The organism is Pedobacter sp. GW821-FHT01D05, from assembly GCF_059422505.1.
In genome coordinates this window covers 771,452-794,735 of sequence record NZ_JBWKXA010000001.1, presented here as the reverse complement: position 1 = coordinate 794,735, position 23,284 = coordinate 771,452, and the positions used below count along the sequence as shown (strand labels likewise).

Annotated in this window: 27 protein-coding genes; 13 read left to right on the top strand and 14 right to left on the bottom strand. The window is 37.6% G+C overall.

Annotation, left to right across the window (positions count from 1 at the left end; translation table 11 throughout):
* Window positions 1-232: 232 nt before the first annotated feature.
* The 3 genes from scpB (at window position 233) to AC07VK_RS03220 (ending at window position 2,269) form a co-directional block, all read left to right on the top strand.
* On the top strand, window positions 233-799 hold the full coding sequence (gene scpB, locus AC07VK_RS03230) for an SMC-Scp complex subunit ScpB (RefSeq protein WP_492958282.1): 567 nt from the start codon (window positions 233-235) through the stop codon (window positions 797-799).
* A gap of 87 nt (window positions 800-886) precedes the next feature.
* On the top strand, window positions 887-1,078 hold the full coding sequence (locus AC07VK_RS03225; RefSeq protein WP_057935224.1) for a hypothetical protein: 192 nt from the start codon (window positions 887-889) through the stop codon (window positions 1,076-1,078).
* Between the two features lie 72 nt (window positions 1,079-1,150).
* A complete protein-coding gene (locus tag AC07VK_RS03220) occupies window positions 1,151-2,269 on the top strand; it encodes a GNAT family N-acetyltransferase (protein ID WP_492953235.1) in 1,119 nt (372 codons plus the stop codon).
* A 256-nt stretch (window positions 2,270-2,525) separates the two neighbouring features.
* On the opposite strand, the gene AC07VK_RS03215 is transcribed toward AC07VK_RS03220, so the two are convergent.
* The 8 genes from AC07VK_RS03215 to AC07VK_RS03180 form a co-directional block, all read right to left on the bottom strand.
* Window positions 2,526-3,455, bottom strand: a complete 930-nt coding sequence (locus AC07VK_RS03215; RefSeq protein ID WP_492958280.1) for an EamA family transporter — start codon at window positions 3,453-3,455, stop codon at window positions 2,526-2,528.
* 4 nt (window positions 3,456-3,459) lie between these two features.
* A complete protein-coding gene (locus AC07VK_RS03210) occupies window positions 3,460-3,939 on the bottom strand; it encodes an Lrp/AsnC family transcriptional regulator (RefSeq protein WP_492958278.1) in 480 nt (159 codons plus the stop codon).
* 119 nt (window positions 3,940-4,058) lie between these two features.
* The gene (locus AC07VK_RS03205) at window positions 4,059-4,379 is read right to left on the bottom strand and encodes a helix-turn-helix domain-containing protein (RefSeq protein WP_492958276.1); all 321 of its coding nucleotides are present in this window, start codon (window positions 4,377-4,379) and stop codon (window positions 4,059-4,061) included.
* A 114-nt stretch (window positions 4,380-4,493) separates the two neighbouring features.
* Window positions 4,494-5,846: a UDP-N-acetylmuramate--L-alanine ligase gene (locus AC07VK_RS03200; RefSeq protein ID WP_492958274.1), complete on the bottom strand. Its 1,353-nt coding sequence runs from the start codon at window positions 5,844-5,846 to the stop codon at window positions 4,494-4,496.
* Window positions 5,847-5,967: 121 nt separating this feature from the next.
* Window positions 5,968-6,807, bottom strand: coding sequence for a 50S ribosomal protein L11 methyltransferase (gene prmA, locus AC07VK_RS03195; RefSeq protein ID WP_492958272.1), 840 nt, complete (start codon window positions 6,805-6,807; stop codon window positions 5,968-5,970).
* On the bottom strand, window positions 6,808-7,569 hold the full coding sequence (tpiA, locus tag AC07VK_RS03190; RefSeq protein WP_492953230.1) for a triose-phosphate isomerase: 762 nt from the start codon (window positions 7,567-7,569) through the stop codon (window positions 6,808-6,810).
* Window positions 7,570-7,616: 47 nt separating this feature from the next.
* The gene (locus tag AC07VK_RS03185) at window positions 7,617-8,783 is read right to left on the bottom strand and encodes a putative sugar nucleotidyl transferase (protein ID WP_492958270.1); all 1,167 of its coding nucleotides are present in this window, start codon (window positions 8,781-8,783) and stop codon (window positions 7,617-7,619) included.
* A 73-nt stretch (window positions 8,784-8,856) separates the two neighbouring features.
* Entirely contained in the window at window positions 8,857-9,105 is a 249-nt protein-coding gene (locus tag AC07VK_RS03180) for a type B 50S ribosomal protein L31 (protein WP_025142617.1), read from the bottom strand.
* Window positions 9,106-9,424: 319 nt separating this feature from the next.
* On the opposite strand from AC07VK_RS03180, the gene AC07VK_RS03175 reads away from it, so the two are divergent.
* The gene (locus AC07VK_RS03175) at window positions 9,425-9,592 is read left to right on the top strand and encodes a hypothetical protein (RefSeq protein ID WP_157258143.1); all 168 of its coding nucleotides are present in this window, start codon (window positions 9,425-9,427) and stop codon (window positions 9,590-9,592) included.
* A gap of 9 nt (window positions 9,593-9,601) precedes the next feature.
* Window positions 9,602-10,291, top strand: a complete 690-nt coding sequence (locus AC07VK_RS03170; RefSeq protein ID WP_492958268.1) for a hypothetical protein — start codon at window positions 9,602-9,604, stop codon at window positions 10,289-10,291.
* A 10-nt stretch (window positions 10,292-10,301) separates the two neighbouring features.
* On the opposite strand, the gene AC07VK_RS03165 is transcribed toward AC07VK_RS03170, so the two are convergent.
* Together AC07VK_RS03165 and mce are read right to left on the bottom strand one after the other, a co-directional pair.
* On the bottom strand, window positions 10,302-10,586 hold the full coding sequence (locus AC07VK_RS03165) for a hypothetical protein (RefSeq protein WP_492958266.1): 285 nt from the start codon (window positions 10,584-10,586) through the stop codon (window positions 10,302-10,304).
* A 265-nt stretch (window positions 10,587-10,851) separates the two neighbouring features.
* A complete protein-coding gene (gene mce, locus AC07VK_RS03160) occupies window positions 10,852-11,259 on the bottom strand; it encodes a methylmalonyl-CoA epimerase (RefSeq protein ID WP_492953226.1) in 408 nt (135 codons plus the stop codon).
* Between the two features lie 117 nt (window positions 11,260-11,376).
* Between mce and AC07VK_RS03155 the strand changes: the two genes are divergently transcribed.
* The 4 genes from AC07VK_RS03155 (at window position 11,377) to AC07VK_RS03140 (ending at window position 15,546) form a co-directional block, all read left to right on the top strand.
* Window positions 11,377-12,588, top strand: coding sequence for an IscS subfamily cysteine desulfurase (locus tag AC07VK_RS03155; RefSeq protein WP_492953225.1), 1,212 nt, complete (start codon window positions 11,377-11,379; stop codon window positions 12,586-12,588).
* Window positions 12,589-12,700: 112 nt separating this feature from the next.
* Complete coding sequence (iscU, locus tag AC07VK_RS03150; RefSeq protein WP_025142622.1) at window positions 12,701-13,114, top strand: Fe-S cluster assembly scaffold IscU; 414 nt, start codon at window positions 12,701-12,703, stop codon at window positions 13,112-13,114.
* 78 nt (window positions 13,115-13,192) lie between these two features.
* On the top strand, window positions 13,193-13,519 hold the full coding sequence (locus AC07VK_RS03145) for a HesB/IscA family protein (RefSeq protein WP_025142623.1): 327 nt from the start codon (window positions 13,193-13,195) through the stop codon (window positions 13,517-13,519).
* Window positions 13,520-13,629: 110 nt separating this feature from the next.
* On the top strand, window positions 13,630-15,546 hold the full coding sequence (locus AC07VK_RS03140) for an AMP-dependent synthetase/ligase (protein ID WP_492953224.1): 1,917 nt from the start codon (window positions 13,630-13,632) through the stop codon (window positions 15,544-15,546).
* Between the two features lie 70 nt (window positions 15,547-15,616).
* On the opposite strand, the gene AC07VK_RS03135 is transcribed toward AC07VK_RS03140, so the two are convergent.
* A complete protein-coding gene (locus tag AC07VK_RS03135) occupies window positions 15,617-16,306 on the bottom strand; it encodes a DUF2461 domain-containing protein (protein WP_492958262.1) in 690 nt (229 codons plus the stop codon).
* Window positions 16,307-16,538: 232 nt separating this feature from the next.
* Here AC07VK_RS03135 and AC07VK_RS03130 point away from each other — a divergent pair, with 232 nt between their 5' ends.
* From AC07VK_RS03130 to AC07VK_RS03120, 3 genes are all read left to right on the top strand, one after another.
* Complete coding sequence (locus tag AC07VK_RS03130) at window positions 16,539-16,865, top strand: MGMT family protein (protein WP_492958260.1); 327 nt, start codon at window positions 16,539-16,541, stop codon at window positions 16,863-16,865.
* A 278-nt stretch (window positions 16,866-17,143) separates the two neighbouring features.
* Window positions 17,144-18,853 carry a lysine--tRNA ligase gene (gene lysS / locus AC07VK_RS03125; protein ID WP_492958258.1) on the top strand — a complete coding sequence of 570 codons (1,710 nt, stop codon included), beginning with the start codon at window positions 17,144-17,146 and terminating at the stop codon, window positions 18,851-18,853.
* Between the two features lie 136 nt (window positions 18,854-18,989).
* Window positions 18,990-19,202, top strand: coding sequence for a hypothetical protein (locus tag AC07VK_RS03120; RefSeq protein ID WP_492958256.1), 213 nt, complete (start codon window positions 18,990-18,992; stop codon window positions 19,200-19,202).
* Between the two features lie 85 nt (window positions 19,203-19,287).
* On the opposite strand, the gene AC07VK_RS03115 is transcribed toward AC07VK_RS03120, so the two are convergent.
* Window positions 19,288-19,842 carry a pyridoxamine 5'-phosphate oxidase family protein gene (locus AC07VK_RS03115; RefSeq protein ID WP_492958254.1) on the bottom strand — a complete coding sequence of 185 codons (555 nt, stop codon included), beginning with the start codon at window positions 19,840-19,842 and terminating at the stop codon, window positions 19,288-19,290.
* Between the two features lie 157 nt (window positions 19,843-19,999).
* Here AC07VK_RS03115 and AC07VK_RS03110 point away from each other — a divergent pair, with 157 nt between their 5' ends.
* The gene (locus tag AC07VK_RS03110; protein WP_492958252.1) at window positions 20,000-20,497 is read left to right on the top strand and encodes a YdeI/OmpD-associated family protein; all 498 of its coding nucleotides are present in this window, start codon (window positions 20,000-20,002) and stop codon (window positions 20,495-20,497) included.
* A gap of 100 nt (window positions 20,498-20,597) precedes the next feature.
* Here AC07VK_RS03110 and AC07VK_RS03105 read toward each other — a convergent pair whose 3' ends face one another.
* Together AC07VK_RS03105 and AC07VK_RS03100 are read right to left on the bottom strand one after the other, a co-directional pair.
* Complete coding sequence (locus AC07VK_RS03105) at window positions 20,598-22,619, bottom strand: M3 family metallopeptidase (RefSeq protein ID WP_492958250.1); 2,022 nt, start codon at window positions 22,617-22,619, stop codon at window positions 20,598-20,600.
* Window positions 22,620-22,735: 116 nt separating this feature from the next.
* Window positions 22,736-23,275 (bottom strand): DUF2892 domain-containing protein, encoded by a 540-nt coding sequence (locus tag AC07VK_RS03100; protein ID WP_029280631.1) that lies wholly within the window; start codon window positions 23,273-23,275, stop codon window positions 22,736-22,738.
* Window positions 23,276-23,284 lie beyond the last annotated feature (9 nt).

The window sequence follows — 23,284 nt, the reverse complement described above, 5'->3', positions numbered from 1 at the left end:
ATTATTAATACCACTCACTAAATAGAATCTTGATCCAACCCTGTTTAGCCTTAAACTTGTGTTAGAAATAAACGATAGTGTTTATCAAAGACGTTCTTATAGAATTGATATAGATATTTAATAACCTAACCTAAAACTATATCTTAATTCAGGTTTCATTTGTGTGTTGAAAGCGGTCTTGTTTTTAAAAGCGAGACCGCTTTTTTTATGCCCAAAAATTCTATTTTTGTATATGCCCAATCAGAACACCACCAGGCACATCGAAGCCCTCGTATTTTCTTCCAGCCAAAGCATCGGTACACAAGAAATTATACTTGCCCTAAATGCCGTTTTCAATGAAGAATTTACCGAAACACAGGTTTTCGAAAGCATAGAGCAGATTAAGGAAAAATACAGCCACGATGATTTTGCCATCGAATTGGTATTCTTAAACAATGGTTACCAGTTTCTCACCAAAAAAGATTACCATGAAACGGTTAATCAACTTCAGTTACACCGCTCGAAGAAAAAATTAAGTCAGGCTGCAATGGAAACGCTTGCCATTATTGCCTACCGCCAACCGATAACCAAATTGGAAATCGAACAGATCAGGGGTGTAAATTCAGATTATTCGGTGCAACGCCTGCTGGAAAAAGAGCTGATCAGTATTGATGGAAAAGCAGAAACACCCGGCCGCCCCATCCTGTACAGCACAAGCACATTATTTATGGATTATTTTGGTTTAAATAACCTAAACCAACTCCCTCAGTTAAAAGACATCGTAAAAGAGGAAAATACTGTTGGAGAAAATGTGGAATAAATAAATTAATTTCTTTGCTTCCAGATTGTTATTAAAAAAAGTTTTTTTGTATTTTTAAACTATAAAAGCAATTTTTATTTTTGTGTTATGAAAGCGCCAAAGAAACTCCCAACTAAGCCGACTACCAAGAAACAGGTAGACGAAGATGATGATCTTGAAGATGACGATATTCAAACAACGAAAAAGAAGCCTCAAGATGATGACGATGATGATTTTGATATGCCATTAGATGATCTTGACAACTTCGATAATTTCGACGATGACGACGACGACTATTAATATTTAAAAAACATATATTTGAAAAAGCATCCGCCCGCTTGGTAGGATGCTTTTTAATTTTAAAATCTGCCCATGCAAATCATTCCTGTAAGCAATTCATCACTAAAAAAAGACTTTCTAAACACACCCAAAATCCTATATAAAAACGACAAAAACTGGATCTGTCCGCTGGATAGTGAGGTTGAAAATGTTTTTAACCCAGAGAAAAACACCTTTTTTGCACACGGTAAATGTACACGCTGGGTTTTAAAAGATGATGCAGGAAAACTGATTGGCCGTGTAGCAGCTTTTATTAATGAGAAAAAAGCCTACCACTACGATCAACCCACCGGTGGTATGGGATTTTTTGAATGTATTGATGATGAAAAAGCTGCCTTTCTTTTATTTGATACTGCCAAAACCTGGTTAAGCGAAAACGGAATGAAAGCCATGGACGGCCCGATTAATTTCGGTGAAAACGATAGCTTCTGGGGCTTACTGGTTGAGGGCTTCACCCCTCCTTCTTTCGGCATGAACTATAATTTTCCTTACTATCAGAAATTTTTCGAGAAATATGGCTTCATTACCGAATACGAACAATTAACCAACCATATTAACCTAACTATCCCCTTCCCGGAGCGTTTTACAAAAATTGCCAACTGGGTAAGAAATAAACCTGGTTATACTTTCGAATATTTCAGCAAGGCCAATTCGAGCAAATACATTAATGATTTAATGGAAATCTACAACGATGGCTGGCAGGATTTTGAAAACTTTGTGCCTATTAAAAAAGAAACGCTTGAAGAAAGCTTTAAAAGCATGGAACCCATCATGGATGAACATTTGATCCAGTTTGCCTACTTTAATGGCGAACCAGCATCTTTTGTCGTATTGATTCCCGATGCGAACCAGATGATTAAAGGTTTTGATGGAAAACTTGGCTTAATTGAAAAATTAAAGTTTGCTTACCGCCGCTGGGTGGGTGTTACCCGCATGAGGGCAATTGTAATGGGCACCAAGCCTAAGTTCCAAAAACATGGACTGGAATCAGTTCTTTTTATCCGTTTAGGTGAATACGTACTCCCTAAAAACCAGTACAAAGAGCTTGAATTGAGTTGGGTAGGCGATTTTAACGAACAGATGATTGCCATCCATAAAGCCACCGGTGCTACTTTTGGTAAAAAGCACCTTACCATGCGGAAAATATTTTAAATTAATCGTCATTGCTAGAAGGCTTTTTTACCCGATAGCCTGTTACGACCTTTCGGGGAAGCAATCTTTATTCGGTAGTATTTATCTAATCAAAAGATTGCTTCGTCGTTCCTCCTCGCAATGACGATCCTGCTATAATGTTATTTTATTTTGCCACGGAAACGCAGAAAACACGGACCAATTAACTTCTAAGCCTTACAGCAGATTTCTCCATTCCGTTGCACTCCAGTCGAAATGACGATTTTACTATCAGAATCTATGCTGTCTTATATTTCGGCAGATTAATCAGGAGTACACTTCCCAAAATAATCACCAAACCGATTACCTGTGTTAAACCAATCACTTCATTGGTAAAAGTTAAACTTAGTAAAACGGCTACTACCGGGTTTACATAAGCATAGGTACTCACCTGTGTAGCCGGACGCACTTTAAGCAACCACACATAAGCACTGAATGCGGCAATTGAACCAAACAGAATAAGGTAAACAATAGATAACCAGGCATCAAGTGGAATACTCCCCCAATCCAACAACTTAAATTCTGATTTCAAAAAACCTCCAGGCAAAAAAGCCAAACTGGCCATCAACATCTGCCAGCCTGTGTTAACAGAAACAGAACTGCCGGTAGTGGGATGATATTTCGAATAAAGCGATCCTCCAGCCCAGGCTATTGGCCCGAAAACGAGTAATACCATACCTATAATCTGCAGATTACTTTGTGGTTTATCAAGCGCCTGTACAATCTGGCCACCAAACAAGAGCACCACACCTAAAAAACCAATTACTAAACCTGATACAATGTATTTATTGCTCAGGTTTTCTTTCCAATGCGATTTATCTAAAATAACGAACCATATTGCTGCCGAAGCTACCATAATGGCTACTAAACCGCTTGGGATAAACTGCTCAACCCAAATCACGATACCGTTGCCAAGGCCCAACATTAAAATACCACTTACTGCTGCAATTTTAATGGTTTTTAGGTCAAAAATATCTTCTCCATTAATTTTGCACCAGCCTAACATTAGCACCCCCGCAATAGAAAAACGGAATGCGCCTAAAATAAAAGGAGGGAAACCGGCCAACGCTTTCTGGATAAAAAAATAGGTGGAGCCCCAAACGATGTATACGATAGCAAATGCCAGGTAAACCATTACCGGCGATGCTGTTTTATTTAAATTTGACATATGCTTATTTTTCAGGGATTACTAATTTTTGCTGCTCTTTCACGGTCTCCAGCACAATAGTGGTTTTAACCGATAAAATATTCGGAATCTTACTAAATCCATCCCGTAGTAAGGCCATTAATGAGGCTGAATCTGCTGTTCTCACTTTAATCAGAAAGCAATCATCTCCCGCAATTACATGCACTTCTTGCACATCGGGTATTTTTGCCAGTTCGTTTGCGGTATCACTACAGCCCAAACTTTGTGACGATTTCATTGAAATAAAGGCTAGCAGTTTTAGATCGAGTGCCACAGGGTTTATCCGGGCATTATACTGGGTAATTACATTTTTCTTTTCCAACTTCTTTACCCGTTCCAACACCGCTGAAGGAACCAGATCCAATGCCTTTGCTAAATCCACATTCGAGATCCGGGCATTATCCTGCATAAGCCTGAGTATAGCCAGATCGATATGATCTAAACTAAAGTTGTTTTCAATTACCATTCTATAAAAATATAAATATTTAGAATAAAATTCATAATTATCTATTTAAAAATGAATTTTATTCTTATTTATTGTTTTATTATGATAATTAGTCGGCTAAAGAACAGATAAACCGATTTTTATACTCCGAGCTTATCGTACAGATCGATAACCTTTTTACGAAGTTTGTTAATTTCTTCTTCCTTTTCGATCAGTTCTTTTTTTAGCGCAAGGAGTTCTTCCGATGAATCTGATATTACAGACTGCCCAGATATCAACTGCGTTACAGAAACTTTAAACGTTTTGGAAATCTGGAGTAAACGGGAAATATTGAGGTCGGTTTGTCCGGTCTCTATTTTACAAAAGGCCGGAGTAGAAATATTAAGTTTTTTAGCCGCATCCGCCTGACTTAAACCCAAGGCCAATCTACTTTGCTTAATGTGATCTCCAATGCTTTTCATAGTTTTTTAGATATGAGATACTAGATTTGAGATATGAGACAAACATATTAAGAGACGTATCAAAGAAACGAGATTTGAGCAAATGGATTCGTCTCAAATCTCATGTCTCAAATCTCACTTCTCTAAAGCAGCCGCCAGTTCGGGCAGATCGAAACCTGCGTAATTGCCAGAACTCATCATGAGTAAATTAGTATCTTTATAATTCAAGCTTAACAAATACGCTTTTAATTCTGCTGCGTCATTAAAAAACTTCAGTTTTGGATTAGCAAATGCCTGCTGAACATCGTCTTCAGAAAAAGGCTCCATCCGCTTTTGTTCGAAAGATTTGATATCGATAAATACAATTGCCTCATCGGCTTTATCCATCGCACCTGTATATTCTTTCAGAAAATCTTTGTTCAAACTGCTAAAAGTATGCAATTCGATGCAAGCAACCAGTTTTCGGTTGGCAAATTGTCCTTTAACCGCATCGATAGTGGCTTTTAGTTTTGATGGCGAATGTGCAAAATCTTTGTAAACATTGGTCGATTCGTCAGCTGATATTACCTCTAAGCGTTTAGCTGCACCAGTAAATGAAGAAATAGCTACATCAAACTCGGCTTCACTGATTTCCAATTGTCTACATACCAATTTGGCTGCATTCAGGTTCATCAGGTTATGATCGCCAAATATCTTTAAAGCTGTTTCTTCTGGAAGCAGATAGGTTATTCCATTTCTAATCTCATGCGCTGGAATGGCATAAGCAATTTTTGAAACATTGGCTTTCGATTGTGTTACAATTTCATTTAAATCAGCGTCTGCTTCACAATAAATTAAAGTTCCATTTTCCTCAATCGTATCGATAAATTTATCAAACTGTGAAGTATAATCGGCATAGGTTGGAAAAACATTGATGTGATCCCATGCAATACCACTGATTACTGCCACATTTGCCTTGTAAAGATGAAATTTAGGCCTTCTATCAATCGGTGAAGATAAATACTCATCTCCTTCTATAATCATTACGGGTGCTTCTTCGGTAACCTTTACCATCGTTTCGAAGCCAGTCAGCTGTGCACCAACCAAATAATCGAAATCGCGTTTATAGTAATTAAGCACGTGCAAAATCATACTGGTGATGGTTGTTTTACCATGACTACCGCCAATGACTACGCGTAATTTATTTTTACTTTGCTCGTAAATATATTCAGGATAAGAATAGATTTTAACGCCTAATTCTTGTGCTTTCAATAACTCTGGATTATCAATCCGGGCGTGCATGCCTAAAATAACTGCATCCAGATCGTTTGAAATGCGGTGTTCATCCCACCCCATTTCAGCAGGCAATAGTCCGTATTTATCTAAACGGGATTTTGCTGGCTCGAAAATCACATCATCAGATCCCGAAATTTGATATCCTTTTTTATGTAAGGCGATGGCCAGATTATGCATTGCACTCCCACCAATCGCAATAAAATGTATGCGCATATTTTTTATTTTAGATGTTAGATTTGAGATAGGAGACACAAGATTGGAAACCGGAGATGTGAGAACAAACTGCGCCTTAAACCTTAATCACTTTACCTTAAACCCTAAACCTTCCGTCCTTCTACCTTTTTTCAAACTGAGCCGCAACCCAGTCGCCATTTTGTTTATGATCGACGTATTTAATGCCGTATTTAGCACATTCAGCAGTAATCATTCCTAAATCAGGATCTAAATAAAATCCACTGAAGAAAATTTTACCTCCAGCTTTTAAAACCTCGGCATAACGATGAATCTGATCGAGCAGGATATTTCTATTGATATTAGCAAAAATAACATCGTATTCATCGTTAGGAATTACCTCTTTACTACCGCAAAGCGCCTTTAGATTATCTACCTGGTTAAGTGCAGCATTTTCAATGGTACTTTCGTAGCAGATATCGTCATAATCGATGGCCATTAAGCTTTTAGCACCTAGTTTTGCTGCCAGAATAGCCAAAATTCCAGTACCACAGCCCATATCAAGGATATTTTTATCCTTTAAATCGGCAGCTAAAATATACTGCATTACCATTGTGGTCGTTTGATGATGACCAGTACCGAAAGCCATTTTAGGATCGATTACGATCTCATAGGGATATGATGGCTGAGGCTCGTGAAAGGTTGCCCTTACATAACATACATCATCAATAATAAGCGGACTAAAATTTTTCTCCCATTCGGCATTCCAGTTTTCGTCGGCAACATCTTCTAAAGTATATGCTGCTGCAAATTCTTCGCTATAATTTGCCAGGAGGTCTTTTAATTCCTGCTCGTTAAAATTGTCTTTGATTACGAAAGCCGTAAAACCACCCTCACTATCTTCGAAAGTATCGAAGCCTAAATCGGCAAGATCGCTGATGAGCAGATCCTGTTGATAATCTTCGATACTTTTGAATGTAAATATTGCTTTTGTGTATTGCATTTAGCTATTTAATGCTTTAATAATATCTGTAAAATCGCGTGATTTTAACGATGCACCACCAATAAGGCCGCCATCTATATCGTTCTGAGAAAATAAGCTTGCAGCGTTGCCTGGGTTACAGCTACCACCGTATAAAATGGTTGTATCATCAGCTACATTAAAACCATAGTTAGCTTGAATTTCACTGCGGATAAAAGCATGAATATCTTGCGCCTGCTCTGGTGAGGCAGTTAAACCGGTACCGATAGCCCAAACCGGCTCGTAAGCAATAACCAGTTTTTTGAAGTCTGCTTCAGCTAAACCAAAAATACCTTCTACCAATTGTTTTTTTAACACTTCATAATAGCTGCCGTTGTTGCGCTCGTCTAAAGTTTCGCCAATACAGAAAATTGGTGTTAAACCATTAGCTAAGGCAACTTTAGTTTTTTCAGCTAATAAAGCATCGCTTTCAGCGAAATACTGTCTGCGTTCAGAGTGCCCTAAAATAACGTATTCTGCACCAACAGATTTTACCATCTTAGCTGAAGTTTCGCCTGTATATGCACCACTTTCTTTATCACTAATATTTTGAGCGCCAATTTTAACATCGTTACCACCCAATTTTGCCAAGCTGTTTAAATGAATAAACGGTGAGCAAATAATAGCGAGCTGATCGCCTTTGCGCTCATCTTTAACCATATTTACGATTTCGCTGAATAACGAAACACCATCGTTATAATCTAAGTTCATTTTCCAGTTACCGGCAACAATCTTTTTTCTCATTTTGTATTATTTAATGCTTGGTTGATCTTTCCAGATCGGGTTTTATATTAAAATCGCCTATACGATTCAGTTAATTCAAATACTTTAGTAATGATATCTTTTTCTACTTCATCAAAAACTATATTTTTCCGGGCAAATACCTTCTCGGTTGTTTCGAACATTTTATTCAGTTTATAGGTATCGAAACCACTGGCGCCTCCCCAACTAAAATCAGGTATATGGTGTGAAGGAAAGCCCGCACCAAAAACATTGGCACCGATGCCAACCACACTACCGGTGTTAAACATGGTATTTATGCCCGATTTAGCATGATCGGCCATAATTAAACCACAAAACTGCAGGTTAGTGTTCCGCATTTTTTTACTTTCGTAATCGTAAAGTTTTACTTCGGCATAGTTATTTTTCAAATTCGAGTTGTTTGTATCTGCACCTATATTACACCACTCGCCCATTACCGAATTGCCCAAATAACCCTCATGGCCTTTGGCCGAATTGCCCCAAATGACCGAGTTGTTAATTTCGCCTCCGGCACGGCTATTCGGACCTATGGTAGTACCTGAATATATTTTGGCCCCCATTTTTATAGACGAGTTATCACAAAGTGCAAAGGATCCCCTTATTAAACTGCCTTCCCACACTTCAGCATTTTTACCGATGTAAATAGGTCCGTAGGTACTATTTAAAACACTGCATTCCGCTTTAGCACCTTCTTCAAGGAAAATATCATCTCCGAGTAGCTGATTGCTACTGCTTAACTTTGCCGAACTGCGCCCTTCGGTCAACAATTTAAAGTCTTTTCTGATCTCGCCAGGATTATTACCAAAAATATGCTCTGGATAAACAATTTGTATAAAATCTCCTGTGTATTCTACCGGCTTTAGCGATTTAACCGATTCCAAATCATGCTGATCTGAAATATAAGCGATAATAACATCTCTTTTGTAAAGCACTTCCCCCCCTTTAAGTTTATCTATGGCATTTAGCAAAGCTTCGTCCGGACAAACAGAACCGTTTATAAATAAATCGGCATTAGGCTTAGGCGCAAATTTTACAGAGAGGTAATCTTGGGTATGAAAGCCAAAATCGGCTTTTAAATGTTTGGCCCATTTCTCTGCAATGGTTAAAATACCAATGCGTAAATCGGCCACTGGCCTGGTAAACGTAAGTGGGCGGAGAGATGCCCAGCAAGAATCATCAAAAAGATTGATTGTCATAAGCAACAAAAATAAAAAAAGTCCCGATGCTTTTGGCAAAGGGACTTCAAAAAATGCTTTTTTGTTGCTAAAATTATTTCTTAGCGTAACGGTTTTTGAATTTATCGATACGTCCTGCTGTATCAACCAATTTCATTTTACCAGTATAAAAAGGGTGAGAAGTGTGAGAAATCTCTAATTTATAAAGAGGATACTCATTACCATCTTCCCATTTAATTGTTTCTTTAGTATCTACACAAGATTTTGTTAAGAAAGCATATTCGTTAGACATGTCTTTAAAAACAACTGGTCTGTAGCTTGTTGGGTGCAAATCTTTTTTCATTTGAATATTATTTTAAGTTATTTGTGTGAAAGCATCAAGAACATTTTTGCAATTTGCTGGCAACAACGCTTATGACATTTCCTATTAGTCTTTCTACCTCTATTTTAGAGGATGCAAATATCTTAATTTTATTTTTGATTTACAAGCCTAAATTAAAATTTTAATTATAAGATTTTTAGCATCTGTTTTAGTAAAAACTGATTTAAACAATGTTTATTGTAAAACGACTGCTACATCCACATATAATACAACAAACCTAAAATTTTTGGACTGAATATTGTTTTTCAGATATTTTAAAAAATATGTGTAAATTTGATATATGAGAAAAGATAGCGAGTTTGATGGAATTATCCATTCTAGCAGTAGCGGAAAGCTCTACATTAAAAGCCCCGATTTCTTTGCACAGCCAAGGATCAGACAAATGGTGGGCGCTCTAATGGAATCGAGTATTTTCAAAAAGATAGAAAAGGATAAAAACAAGAAATAGTCAATATAGATGCCTTTTAACCTGCTCCTATTCCCTCTTGTAGGCGGCTATTATATCCTTATCAGGTTCAGGTACCTCAGATACGTACAATACCGGCTAGAAAACCAACGTGTGCTGTTAAATTCTGCTTTTGCAGGCATCCTGCTTTTGGGTATATGCTTTTTATTAAGAGGATTATTCATTGCCATCTTTCCTGAAACCGTTGAGCAATTAAGCAAATTACTTCCCATCCACACACCTTATTTCGGAACCACCAGCATGTCGTTACTTGTAGCTGTAGGTGCAACAGAAACCGCAAATCTTTTTATTAATCGCCTTAAAGCAATAAAAAGGGCAATTGCTACTTCGGGAAATGAATTTGAACTTCTACTGAGTTCGTCTTTTTTTGACGCACACCTCTTGCAGTTTACCATGGATAGTGGTAAATTTTACATTGGCTGGGTTAAAGAGCTGCCCAAACCCTTTACCACCAGTTATATCCGCATTACGCCTGCTTTTAGCGGCTACCGCAAGGCTGACGATAAAGAACTGGTTTTTACCACCCAGTATTTAACGGTTTATGCGAGTTATATTGAAGATGGTTCTGTTGCAAACACAGATGAGTTAAAAACCGACCTCGTACTAAAAGCCGATAAGATTAATTCCATTTCGTTTTTTGATATGGATATGTACAACCGTTTTAACCCTTCGCAAGCATAAGCTTCTATTCCTAATCCTTCTTTTGACTGTATTTTTTCCAGGTTTCTATTTTAGCCATTTGGCGGGCAATATAAGCATCAGCAATTACTTCAGCCGAGCTTGAGCCTTCTACCTTTTCTAATAATTCTTTTAATTTATACTGATCTACATCGGCCTTATACAAGATCTGGATCAGTTTAGGGAAGTCGTTATCGATTAAATAAGCAAAGGCATCAACCATTGCATCGCGCAACTGATTCTCAGAAAGATCATCTGGTATATCGAAATCTTTGTTGATGATACTAATTAATGACATAGAATAGGATTTTTGAGATTACAGGATTTTAAGATCAGCTTTTTATGCGATTAGCGCTAAACCAAGAACCACAGGCCAATTTAAATAAACCTGATAAAAGCGGCAGCTCCCGATTCTTCATCGGGACTATAGCGGTTAGCAGGACTGAAGAGGCTATGGAATACGGAACCAATCATTTTCAAAAACAAATCATGGATCAATTGACACCCCGCCTTGCAGGCACCCCCTCTAAAAGAGGGGAATGAAACAATCGCATTAACATCTTCTAAATCCATTTAATTTCCTGGCAGATCTCGATCAACACACCATTGGTATCTTTCGGATGCACAAAACACACCATTTTATTATCTGCGCCTTTTTTGGGCGACTCGCTAAGCAACACAAATCCTTCTTTATGCAGGCGTTCCATTTCGGCCAGGATATCATCAACCAGAAAAGCGATATGATGAATCCCCTCTCCTTTTTTTTCGATAAATTTAGCAATTGCACTATCTGGAGCGGTAGCCTGAAGCAGTTCTACCTTGTTTTCGCCAGTTTTAAAGAAAGCTGTATTTACAAATTCAGATGCAACTTGCTCAGTTTTATAGCAATCGGTATTCAATAGTTTCTGATAAATATCTATAGAACTGTTAAGGTCTTTTACCGCGATGCCGATGTGTTCTATCTTATTCATAGATTATAAGGTTATGTGAATGTAAAAATGCAGCTTTTCTCTATAAGGTCATAGCTATTATTTATAATTGTTAAATAAGTTTTTTCGTATCTTTGTGTTATAATTAACAGAATAGAGATGAAACAGCCGATATATTTAGATAATAATGCAACCACCCCGTTAGATCCCAGGGTGCTGGAAGCAATGCTACCTTACTTTACAGAGAAATTTGGAAATGCCGCAAGTCGTAATCACGCGTTTGGCTGGGTGGCTGAAGAGGGTGTAGATTATGCCCGTGAGCAGGTAGCCAAATTAATCGGCTGTACTGAAAAAGAAATTATTTTTACATCAGGTGCAACTGAAGCCGATAACCTGGCTATTAAGGGTGTATTTGAAATGTATAAAGAAAAAGGTAACCACATTATTACTGCGGTTACTGAACATAAAGCGGTTTTAGATACTTGCAAACACCTGGAGAAAAACGGTGCACGTGTAACTTATTTAGGCGTTAAAGAAGACGGTTTAATTGATTTAGCTGAATTAGAAGCTGCCATGACTCCTGAAACGATTTTAGTTTCGATTATGTATGGCAACAACGAAATCGGTGTAATTCAACCCGTTAAAGAAATTGCGGCAATTGCACACAAACACGGTGCTTTATTTATGACTGATGCTACGCAGGCAGTTGGTAAAATTCCTGTTGATGTAAATGCTGATGGTATCGATTTAATGGCTTTCTCGGCACACAAAATGTACGGCCCGAAAGGTGTTGGTGTACTTTACGTTCGCCGTAAAAACCCAAGGGTTAAAGTTACTGCACAAATGGACGGTGGTGGCCACGAGCGCGGAATGCGTTCTGGTACATTAAACGTTCCAGGTATTGTTGGTTTAGGTAAAGCATGTGAACTTTGCCGTTTAGAGATGGAAAGCGAATCGATCCGTTTAGCTGCTTTACGCGACAAATTAGAGTCTACTTTAAGCAAAATGGAAGAGAGTTATGTTAATGGTAATACACAACACCGTTTACCACACGTAGCCAATATCTCTTTCAAATATGTTGAGGGTGAAGGTTTAATGATGGCAATGAGTGATTTAGCGGTATCTTCGGGATCGGCTTGTACTTCAGCATCTTTAGAACCATCATACGTTTTAAAAAGCTTAGGTTTATCGGATGATTTAGCACACTCTTCTATCCGTTACGGTTTAGGCAGGTTTACAACAGAAGCAGAGATTGATCAGGCTATTGAAGTGACTCAAAAAGCAGTTAACCACTTAAGAGAACTTTCTCCACTTTGGGAAATGTTTAAAGAAGGAATTGACCTGAGTAAAATTGAGTGGGCGGAACACTAGTTCAGTTTGAAGTTGGCAGTTTGCAGTTTTGAGTAGGCAAACTGATAATTGAAAATTGATAATTGAAAACTAAAAATAAAATTGCTCCGGAAGGAGATAAAAAAATAAAATCATGGCATATTCAGAAAAAGTAATTGACCATTACAATAACCCACGTAACGTAGGTACTTTAAATAAAGACAGCAAATTTGTAGGAACAGGATTAGTTGGTGCACCTGAGTGCGGCGACGTAATGCGTTTACAAATTGAAGTTGGAGAAGATAACGTAATCACTGATGCTAAATTTAAAACATTTGGTTGTGGTTCGGCTATTGCTTCTTCTTCTTTAGCTACAGAATGGTTAAAAGGAAAAACAATTGATGAGGCTTTATCTATTGACAATATGGATATTGTTGAAGAATTGGCTTTACCTCCGGTAAAAATTCACTGCTCGGTTTTGGCAGAGGATGCAATTAAATCGGCCATTAACGATTACCGTGTTAAAAATGGTTTAGAGGCAATTGTGTTAGAAAAATCGCACCATTAATAAGTAACAAGACATAAGTATGTAGTATCAAGACTATAATAATTCAATCTTGATACTAGATGCTAAATACTCGATACGATGATCACAATAACAGATAAAGCAAAAGAAAAAATCACCCACTTAATGCAGGATTCAGAAATGGGTTCTGATTACTTTTTACGCGTTTCAGTAAAAGGTGGTGGCTGTTCGGGCTTATCATACAATTTAGATTTTGATAACGAAGAACAAAAAGGCGATCAGTTTTTTGAAGACAGAGGAATCAAAATTGCTTTGGATATGAAATCATTTCTTTATTTGGCCGGAACTGAATTAGATTTCACCGATGGCTTAAATGGAAAAGGTTTTAACTTTATAAACCCAAATGCCAGCCGCAGCTGTGGCTGTGGCGAAAGCTTCTCTGTTTAAAATCTTATAAAATATATTATTTAAGGGCCCCGAAAATTTCGGGGCCCTTTTGTATTTTTAAACCAAAAAGCCTTATAATTGTTAATTATAATTAGCGAACCAATACGAGCATGCCACTAATAAACGAATTTTCAACTGTTCCTACCTTGTTGCGAAATGTTGTAAAAAACATCCATAAACCTCAAGAAACCTTTTTGATTCATAAACAAGGTACAGAATGGACTGAAATTTCTTATGAAGATACTTTAAAAAGAGCCGACGCTGTTTCTGCTTTCTTTTTAGAGAAAGGAATAAAAAAAGGCGACCGATTAGGATTAATGATCGAGAATTCACCTGAATACGTATATTATGATCAGGGAATCCAGCAGATTGGTGTAATTAACGTATCCATTTACCCTACACTTTCTGAACAGGAAGTAGCTTACATCATTAACGACTCTGGCATAAAAGCTATTCTTATTGGAAATAACTTTCTATACCGTAAAGTATTAAAGGTAGCAGCCAATTGCAAACAGTTAAAATATATTATTCCTGCTTTTAAAGATTTTGAAAAAGTTGTTATTCCAGAAGATGTACATGTAGAAGTTATTGCCTTTTCTGATATCCTGGCGCTTAAACATCAGGTTACGGCTGCCGAAAGGGCTGACATTGACCAATGCAGAAGTTTGGTTTTACCTGACGATGTTTCCTCTTTAATTTACACCTCGGGAACAACAGGAACGCCAAAAGGTGTAATGCTTACCCATTATAACTTTGTTAAGAATGTGGAGGTTTGCTTGCAGCAGATCCCTGTGATTGATCAAACGGAAACTTTCCTTTCTTTTTTACCCTTATCGCACGTATTCGAGCGTACAGCAACTTACCATGTTTGCTGCGCACAAGGCTGTAAAATTGCCTTCGCACAGAGTTTAGAGTTATTGGCCAAAAACATGGGCGAAGTTCGTCCAACGGTAATGAGCTGCGTTCCGCGTTTATTGGAACGCATACACGATAAAGCGATAAAAGGAGGAACTGCTGGTGGAGGTACAAAAGCAAAAATATTTACCTGGGCCTTAGAAACCGGAAATAAGTACCGCGTAGCAAAAGAAGCCGGCAAAAATCCTGGCCTCATTTTATCAGCAAAAAAAGGGATAGCAGAGAAATTGGTTTTTAGTAAAATTAAAGAGAAAACCGGCGGACGTTTAAAGTTTATGATTTCTGGCGGTGCCGCCCTACCTAAAAATGTGGGTGAATTTTTTGGCGATCTGGGCATTAAAATATTAGAAGGATTTGGCTTAACAGAAACTTCGCCGGTAATGTCGGTTACCGAATACCACAGACAGGTTTATGGCACTGTTGGCCGCGTAATTCCAGGAATTGAAGTGGGTATACAAGATGTCGAAACTAAAGAAATGCTCAGTATCCAAACGCACAATACTTTTAACGAAGAATTTGAATGCGCCGAAGGTGAAGTAATTGTACGCGGTCATTGCGTGATGAAAGGTTACTTTAACAAACCAGCAGAAACAGCCGAAGCGATAGATAAAGACATGTGGTTCCATACCGGGGATATTGGCCGTTTTTATAAAGGTAACCTGCAGATTACAGACCGTTTAAAAAACATGATCGTAAATGCTTATGGCAAAAATGTTTACCCTACCCCGGTAGAAAACATTTACCTGAAAAGCCCAAAAATTGATCAGCTTTTTTTAATCGGAGATAAACGTGAGTTTATTACGGCAATTATTATCCCGAACAGGGAAACTTTGGAAGAAACCTTTAAACTCAAACCATCGTTTTTTGAAGAGGCAGATCCTTTTATCCGCGATCAGGAAATTATAGATTGGATGGAACAGGATATTAAAAAAATATCAAACGAACTGGCCAAATTTGAGCGCATTAAAAACTTTAAGATTAAGCGTAATCCTTTCAATATAGATGAAGGAGAAATTACCCCTACCATGAAAGTTAAACGCCGGATTGTAGAAAAGAAATATGCCGAAGCCATTAACGAAATGTATGAGGAAGGTATAGAGGCTGAATCATAATTAAATAAAGGGTCATCATTACCAATCTTGTAATCGTGGCCCTTTATTTTTCTGAATACCTAAAAATCAACTACAGTTCCAATCCATTTGCGTCGGTAGTCAATATTTCGCTCATGTAATCAAAGAAAGGGCGCATATTTTTAAATTCCTGATTACAATATCCTACGTATTCTCTACTTAAAACTTCCTGATCGGTAAATCGATGAACTAACAAAAATTGTTTATAACGTAGCAGATCGATATCCGGATGATCTCCATCAAAACCCTTTGGAGCAGTCTTTAATTGTTCGCCTTTCAAAGTCTCGAAGGAAGCAATAAATGTCTTATCACTTAATATTTCTCTCAAGGGCTGGGCATCAAAACTTATATTTTCCCTTATTAATCTCAAATCTTGAGGAGAAGGCCCGAAAAAGCCGCCGGCCACAAAACTATTACCTGGTTCGATATGAAAATAGTAGCCACCCCTTCTTTGTTTACCTGCCCGTTTAAAACTTCCGCTCCAATGGGTTTTATAGGGCGTTTTATCATTTGAAAAACGCGTATCCCGATAAATCCGGTATAAACTTTTCTTTCCCGATGGTGTTTCAATTACATCATGGGTATTCATCAGATCTAATAAATCCTGTGCAAAAGATTCTATATATGCATGTTCTTTCAGGTAAGCTATTTTATGGTTGTTAAACCACTCACGTTCGTTGTTATTTTTTAACAACCTTAAAAACTCAAAACTAGAAGGTGGTATTTGTTTTATATCGGGCATCGTTTTTAAAATGGCTATTCACGTCCAAACAAATATAACATCTGTGAAACACTAAATTCATATCACTAAAAAAAAATATCCGATGAAATACTTAAAAACTTCAGCGGGGTTCTGACCATGGAGTAGCTATCAGACCAATAAAACGATAGAAAAGTCATTAATAAATTAAATTCACAATAACGAATTATGAAACAGCTATATTTAATAGCTTTATGTATCATTTGCTAAAACGATGAAACACGATTTATTTTTTGAACAAGTTTGGGATTTAACCAGAGAAATACCCAAAGGCAGGGTAACGTCATACGGAGCAATTGCAAAAGCCATTGGCACCCCTAATCTATCGAGAATGGTTGCCAGAGCCATTGGTGCTTGCGGAGCAGCACAGCCTCCTGTTCCTTATTATAGGGTAATCAGCAGCAATGGCTTGCTCAGTGGCGATCCATCATCTACAGCCAAAAGACAAGAGCTGCTAGAACGCGAAGGTCTGGAAATTAAAAACCTGAAAGTTCAAAACCTTAAAAAGGTATTCTGGAATCCTTTAACCGACATGGAATAACTACGGCTGGCAAAGTTTCTGATCATCCATTTTTTATCTCATTGGCTTTTAACATGCTAAAATGAGGTTTTATATCAAATAAAGCATTTAGTAATTACAATAGCTTTCTTATCTTTGCAACCATCTGTTTTAAGTGGATAGCTAATTGGTACTGAAAATTGATTTTTTTCCAATATTAATTCAAAATTTAATCAGCTAATTATTTCTTTTTCATTAAAGCACCAAAATTTAACAATAACAAAAATGCAAAAGCATTACTTTTGCAAAAAATACCTGAAATGAGTATAGGATTATCAGAACAAGAAGTATTACGACGTGAGTCGCTAAAACAATTACGTGCGTTAGGCATCGAGCCTTATCCTGCAGAAGCTTATGAAGTAAATGCTTATGCGGCAGATATATTAGCCAATTATGAAGTAGATAAGACAGCATACAAGACCGTAGTATTAGCAGGTAGAATTATGAGCCGCAATATTATGGGTGCTGCGTCTTTTACAGAGTTACAGGATTCTACCGGCAGAATTCAGATCTATTTAAAGCGTGATGAACTTTGTCCTGGTGAAGATAAAAACCTATACAATACGGTATTTAAAAAACTTTTAGATATTGGCGATTTCATCGGGGTTAAAGGATATGTATTCACTACGCAAACAGGAGAAATCTCTGTACATGTTACTGAATTTAAGGTACTTTCTAAGTCACTGCGTCCACTACCAATCGTTAAACGCGATGATGAAGGCAATGTTTACGATGGATTTACCAATCCGGAATTGCGTTATCGTATGCGTTATGTAGATTTAACGGTAAACCCTGATTTTAAACAGATCTTCATTAAACGTAGCAAGGTGATTAATACCATGCGCAATTATTTTGATAACCAGGGTTGGATGGAAGTAGAAACACCTATTCTACAGCCTATTCACGGCGGTGCTGCTGCACGTCCGTTTGCCACACACCACAATACTTTAGATATGCCGCTTTATTTGCGTATTGCAAATGAGCTTTATTTAAAAAGATTAATCGTTGCAGGTTTTGATGGCGTATATGAATTCGGTAAAATGTTCCGTAATGAAGGGATGGACCGTACACATAACCCTGAATTTACTTCAATGGAAATTTATGTTGCCTACAAAGATTATATCTGGATGATGGCAATGGTTGAAGAATGTTTAGAAAAAGTAGCGATTGCTACAACTGGTGCAAGTGTAGTTAAAGTTGGTGCCAACGAAATTAATTTTGAGGGACCGTATGAAAAACTAACCATGTACGAATCGATCCAAAAATATACAGGAATTGATGTTTCGGCAATGACCGAGGAAGAAATTGCACAAACCTGTAAAGATTTAGGTATCGAAATTGATGATACAATGGGCCGCGGTAAATTAATTGATGAAATTTTTGGTGCTAAAGTTGAAGCGAATCTAATTCAGCCAACCTACATTACCGACTACCCTATCGAAATGACACCGCTTGCTAAAAAGCACCGTACCGCAGAAGGATTGGTAGAGCGTTTTGAGCTATTTGTTAATGGTAAAGAGATCGCGAATGCTTATTCAGAATTAAACGATCCTATAGACCAAAAAGAGCGTTTAGAAGATCAGTTAAAGTTAGCTGCCCGTGGTGATGACGAGGCCATGGCCATGGATGATGATTTCGTACGTGCATTAGAATATGGTATGCCACCTACTTCAGGTTTGGGCATTGGTATTGATCGTTTGGTGATGTTAATGACTAACCAAAGTACCATTCAGGAAGTTTTATTCTTCCCGCAGATGCGCCCAGAGAAAAAGAAAATAGAAATGACACCTGAAGAAACAGAATTATATGCATTGGTTTCGGAAGGCGAACAATACCTGTTAACTGAAGTAAAAGGGAAACTGGCCGATTGGAGTAATAAGAAATGGGATACAACTTTAAAAGCTTTAACTGGAAAAGGAATTTTAAAAGTTGCCAAAACAGACGACGGCTTATTCTTATCGCATAAATAATTAATCTGAGACCCGAAAAAGGGAATTCTGGATTTGATTTTAACAAAAACATAACATAAACTTAAAAGGCTTGCTAACAATTGTTTAGCAAGCCTTTTCTATATTTACAGCAATCGATAATTAAAATCATTGCGATATGAATACGTCAAGTTTAGAAATCAACGAAAGAGAATACTGCATTAAATTAAGCAAAGATGCTTTTGATTTAACGCTGGTACGTCAGTTAATAAAAAGAATCCAGGCCGAAGCTTTATTCTTCTCAAGAGTACAAGCCGATGAAGAAGATATCTTAAGCAAAAGAGCTCAAAGAGAAGAATTTGAAGGATTCGATTATTTAGGGGATAAATAATTGAGAATCATCATGCTGTCCCGAAAGATTCGGGATCAAGCATCTATAAGACCCTGAAATAAATTCAGGGTGACGCCCTAGTTGACTAATCCACCTCCAAAGTTCCCTCTACCGAATCATCCATTGTTTTTCCTGTAATTACCGACGCTGCCATCTTTAAAAATGCAACGGCAGTGCCGTGTTTGGTATCCCAATAATATCCTTCAGAAGGGATAACCTTGATTAAGGTAAGATCAGGATCGTCTTTTCCTCCCTGAAACCATGTTTTGATAAACGGGCTCCAAAGCTCATCAATTTTAGCCTGATCTCTGCTGATTTCAGAAATTCCATAAATATTTACAAAACCCGAGTGTGCACCGGCCTGAAACAACAAATGAGTAAAAGGATCAGTTGAAATCTCATTATTTTTATGACTGTCTTTCATGCTCATAAACCAAATATTCCCGTCATCATCGACCTGCTGAATGGCCATTGGCCTCACCGACAAGGGTATGCCAGTTTTAATATTGGTACAGAAAAAACAGCTTTCTGCCTTTTCGGCTAGTGTTCTCAGTTTTTCGATGGCTGCTTTACCGTCCAAATCTTTAATGTTATTTTCTTCCTGAGTATTGTTGGTACTCCCTTCTTGTGATGTTGCCATAGGTATAAGATTTTATATAAACTACAATAGAAAATAGCTTTTGGTTTTGATTTTTTTTGCGATGAGCAATAGGTGAAGGGCATTAAGTAGCGCGCATATCGTCTGATTTATTGGCCAAAAATTATGGAGTTTTAATCAAAGGCAATATCTTTAATTAATGGATATCAAAAAACCGAAAGCCTTTACTGCTGAAATTAAGATTATTGGCATCAATCCTTTTGTATTTGTACCGGGAGAAGCATTAAACTATGTTTTCCATCAGGCAGGGAAAGATAAAGGTCAGCTTCCAATTACAATGAAAATTGATGGACATGAGTTTAAACAAACTCTGGTAAAGTATGCAGGCGATTGGCGTTTGTACCTGAATACCCCTATGCGAAAAGCGGCAGGCAAAGATGTTGGAGATACTGCAAGCTTCGAAATTGAATTTGATGCTGAAGAACGAACAATAAGGATAAATCCTAAGCTGGAGCAAGCTTTAGTAGAAAATAAACAAGCTAAGGATATATTTGACAGCCTTGCCCCCCATTTACAGAAGGAGATTATACGTTATATTGCCAACCTTAAAACGGAAGAATCGGTAAACCGCAATGTAAAAAAGGCTATTCAGTTTCTTTTGGGTAAAGAAAGATTTATTGGAAGAGATGGAATTTAAAGAAAAACGGTATCATAACTACAGCACCGCCATCCTCAACCTGTTATTGATTATTGTACAAAGGCCACTTGTTAAATGTCCTTTGTACTATAATTTTGTTTTACAACAATCCGCGTTTTTTAAGCATTGGTTTAATATCAGGATTATGTCCTCTGAAATTAAAAAACATTTTGCCAAGATCTTCGGTATTTCCTTTGGACAGAATCATATCCCTAAAACGCTGACCATTTGCCCTGGTTAATCCTCCATTCTCCTGAAACCAAGAAAAGGCATCATTTTCAAGCATAGAAGTCCAGCTATAGGCGTAATAACCTGCGGCGTAACCATTACTCCAGATATGCAGAAAATAACTGGAGCGGTAACGTGGCGGCACATACGATAAATTTAGATTGGTTTTCTTTAAAGCTTCGGCTTCAAATTTGTCTACATCCTGTAATGGTGAACCCGGAGAAATCGTATGCCACTGCATATCCAGATCGGCTGCTGCCAATGCTTCAGTAAAAATATACCCCTGGTTAAACGAACTCGCCTTTTTAATTTTATCTAACAAAGCCTGTGGCATCTGTGCCCCGGTTTGATAGTGAAGCGCATAATTCTTTAATATTTTTGGATCGGAAGCCCAGTGCTCATTAAACTGTGAAGGGAATTCTACATAATCGCGGGCTACGTTCGCACCAGAAAGACTGGGATATTGCTGGTTGGCAAACAGGCCATGTAAACCGTGTCCAAATTCATGAAACATGGTTGTAACATCATCAAAACTAATTAATGCTGGTTTTCCTGTTTCGGGTTTGGTAAAATTGCAGACATTATAAATAACCGGTATCGTACCGAATAGCTTAGATTGGGGAACAAGGTTATCCATCCAGGCACCACCATCTTTATTATCACGCTTATAGTAATCACAATAAAACAGACCTAGCTGTTTCCCATCTTTGTCTATCACATCAAAAACACGAACATCTTCCTGGTAAACAGGTAAATCTTTACGTTCTTTAAAAGTAATGCCATAAAGTTGTGTTGCAGCATAAAAAACACCGTTGATGAGTACTTTATTTAACTCGAAATAGGGTTTAACCTCGTTTTCATCTAAATCGAATTTTGCTTTGCGAACTTGTTCGGCATAAAAGTCCCAATCCCAGGGAGCCAATTTAAAGCCACCTTTTTGCTGATCGATTATGGCTTGTATATCTGCCGCTTCACTTTTTGCTTTAGCGGTAGCAGCCGGAATAACCTTACCAAAAAAATCTTCTACTGCTTCGGGTGTTTTAGCCATCTGATTTTGCAATTTCCAAGCTGCATAATTTTTAAAGCCAAGCAATGCAGCCTGAGCAGAACGGATCTGCGCAATTCTTGAAATTATTTTACGGGTATCGTTTGCGTCGCCTTTTTCTGCCCTGTTCCATGATTTGTTAAAAAGTTCTTCTCGCTTGGCACGATCGGCCATTGATTGCAATTCGGGCTGTTGGGTAGTATTTTTTAGACCTTTACCTGCCGCCTGTAACTGTGCGGTAAACTTTGCACTCAAGGTAGCTTCTTCCTTATTCAGCTCTTTAAGCTTGTCTTTATCAGCATCAGATAGCTTTGCTCCTGCCAGTTCAAATTTTTGGTAATAATACTCCAGTAAGCGCAATGATTCGGCATCCAGTTTCAGCTGATCCTTCTGTTTGTAAAGGGCTGCTACCCGATTAAAAAGTTTGGTATTTAAATAAATCGCATCAGTATTTGCAGTTAATTTAGGCGCCTCCTCTTCTTTAACCTTTTGCAATTCGGGATTGGTATTGGCGCCTGTAAGTAGGTTAAAAACCACACTTGTCCGGTTCAGCAATTGTCCGCTTTTTTCGATGGCCAGAATGGTATTTTCAAAATCAGGTGCTTCAGTCTGATCAGCAATTTTCTGGATTTCGTTCATCTGCTGCTTCATTCCTTCTTCCAGTGCGGGTTTAAAATCGCCATTTTTAATTTTGTCGAAGGCAGGAGCCTGAAAGGCAAGTTCGCTTGCTTTAAAAAAAGGATTTGCGGATGAAAAGCCTTCATTGCTTTCTTCAGCATCTTTTTTGTTATTGCAAGCACCTAGAATGGCTAAGAAGGCCAGCATGGGTAAATAAGATACTTTTTTCATGAATATTTAAAAGTTAGATTATTCATAAAAATAGTAATTTATACAGTGTAATTTTCAACAAACAAAACTGAGCTGAAACAAAAAAGCCATTCCGGTTAAGAAATGGCTTTAAAATTTTATCTGTAACGAACTTGCTGCTGCTTATCCATCATGCCCATCTGATCTTTCATTTGTTTAATCTGATCGGCCAGTAATTTATTTTTATCTGCTTTTTTCGCTTCGGCAAGATACATGGTCGCTTCGCGTTTGTTACGCTTAGCCATTGCAATACCCGCTAAACTTAATTTTGCTAAAGCAATGTTATGATCCATTTGCATGCCCAATGCAAGTGATTTTTTGAAATACTTCTCACTTTGCATCGGTGCCGTTCTGCTTTCAATTAATCCGATCAATAAATTATAATAACCATGTTGAACTTTAATCAACTGCGTTTCGTAATTGGTAATCCGATCTAAAAACATTTTTGCTTTAGGCATGTTATCTTTTCTAAGAAACCATTGTGCTAAAAGCATATTCTCGTTAAAGAAATAAGTTACCAGTACAATTATTCCCAATAAAATGGCAACAATACCCCATGGCCAAAAGCCGAAAATAAATAAAGCTACTGCGCCACCCAGTAAAGCAAACCCCGCAATTAATCTGATAATATTTGGCATAATTTTATT

Coding starts and splice junctions, on each gene's coding strand:
- AC07VK_RS03210 (WP_492958278.1), bottom strand. CDS start 3,939: ATGGTAATTGAAAACAACTTTAGTTTAGATCATATCGATCTGGCTATA.
- AC07VK_RS03115 (WP_492958254.1), bottom strand. CDS start 19,842: ATGGCAACATCACAAGAAGGGAGTACCAACAATACTCAGGAAGAAAAT.
- scpB (WP_492958282.1), top strand. CDS start 233: ATGCCCAATCAGAACACCACCAGGCACATCGAAGCCCTCGTATTTTCT.
- AC07VK_RS03225 (WP_057935224.1), top strand. CDS start 887: ATGAAAGCGCCAAAGAAACTCCCAACTAAGCCGACTACCAAGAAACAG.
- AC07VK_RS03135 (WP_492958262.1), bottom strand. CDS start 16,306: ATGCCCGATATAAAACAAATACCACCTTCTAGTTTTGAGTTTTTAAGG.
- AC07VK_RS03170 (WP_492958268.1), top strand. CDS start 9,602: ATGCCTTTTAACCTGCTCCTATTCCCTCTTGTAGGCGGCTATTATATC.
- AC07VK_RS03100 (WP_029280631.1), bottom strand. CDS start 23,275: ATGCCAAATATTATCAGATTAATTGCGGGGTTTGCTTTACTGGGTGGC.
- AC07VK_RS03200 (WP_492958274.1), bottom strand. CDS start 5,846: ATGCGCATACATTTTATTGCGATTGGTGGGAGTGCAATGCATAATCTG.
- AC07VK_RS03215 (WP_492958280.1), bottom strand. CDS start 3,455: ATGTCAAATTTAAATAAAACAGCATCGCCGGTAATGGTTTACCTGGCA.
- tpiA (WP_492953230.1), bottom strand. CDS start 7,569: ATGAGAAAAAAGATTGTTGCCGGTAACTGGAAAATGAACTTAGATTAT.
- AC07VK_RS03165 (WP_492958266.1), bottom strand. CDS start 10,586: ATGTCATTAATTAGTATCATCAACAAAGATTTCGATATACCAGATGAT.
- AC07VK_RS03185 (WP_492958270.1), bottom strand. CDS start 8,783: ATGACAATCAATCTTTTTGATGATTCTTGCTGGGCATCTCTCCGCCCA.
- AC07VK_RS03175 (WP_157258143.1), top strand. CDS start 9,425: ATGAGAAAAGATAGCGAGTTTGATGGAATTATCCATTCTAGCAGTAGC.
- AC07VK_RS03205 (WP_492958276.1), bottom strand. CDS start 4,379: ATGAAAAGCATTGGAGATCACATTAAGCAAAGTAGATTGGCCTTGGGT.
- mce (WP_492953226.1), bottom strand. CDS start 11,259: ATGAATAAGATAGAACACATCGGCATCGCGGTAAAAGACCTTAACAGT.
- iscU (WP_025142622.1), top strand. CDS start 12,701: ATGGCATATTCAGAAAAAGTAATTGACCATTACAATAACCCACGTAAC.
- AC07VK_RS03140 (WP_492953224.1), top strand. CDS start 13,630: ATGCCACTAATAAACGAATTTTCAACTGTTCCTACCTTGTTGCGAAAT.
- AC07VK_RS03105 (WP_492958250.1), bottom strand. CDS start 22,619: ATGAAAAAAGTATCTTATTTACCCATGCTGGCCTTCTTAGCCATTCTA.
- AC07VK_RS03155 (WP_492953225.1), top strand. CDS start 11,377: ATGAAACAGCCGATATATTTAGATAATAATGCAACCACCCCGTTAGAT.
- AC07VK_RS03110 (WP_492958252.1), top strand. CDS start 20,000: ATGGATATCAAAAAACCGAAAGCCTTTACTGCTGAAATTAAGATTATT.
- prmA (WP_492958272.1), bottom strand. CDS start 6,807: ATGCAATACACAAAAGCAATATTTACATTCAAAAGTATCGAAGATTAT.
- AC07VK_RS03120 (WP_492958256.1), top strand. CDS start 18,990: ATGAATACGTCAAGTTTAGAAATCAACGAAAGAGAATACTGCATTAAA.
- AC07VK_RS03130 (WP_492958260.1), top strand. CDS start 16,539: ATGAAACACGATTTATTTTTTGAACAAGTTTGGGATTTAACCAGAGAA.
- AC07VK_RS03220 (WP_492953235.1), top strand. CDS start 1,151: ATGCAAATCATTCCTGTAAGCAATTCATCACTAAAAAAAGACTTTCTA.
- AC07VK_RS03180 (WP_025142617.1), bottom strand. CDS start 9,105: ATGAAAAAAGATTTGCACCCAACAAGCTACAGACCAGTTGTTTTTAAA.
- AC07VK_RS03145 (WP_025142623.1), top strand. CDS start 13,193: ATGATCACAATAACAGATAAAGCAAAAGAAAAAATCACCCACTTAATG.
- lysS (WP_492958258.1), top strand. CDS start 17,144: ATGAGTATAGGATTATCAGAACAAGAAGTATTACGACGTGAGTCGCTA.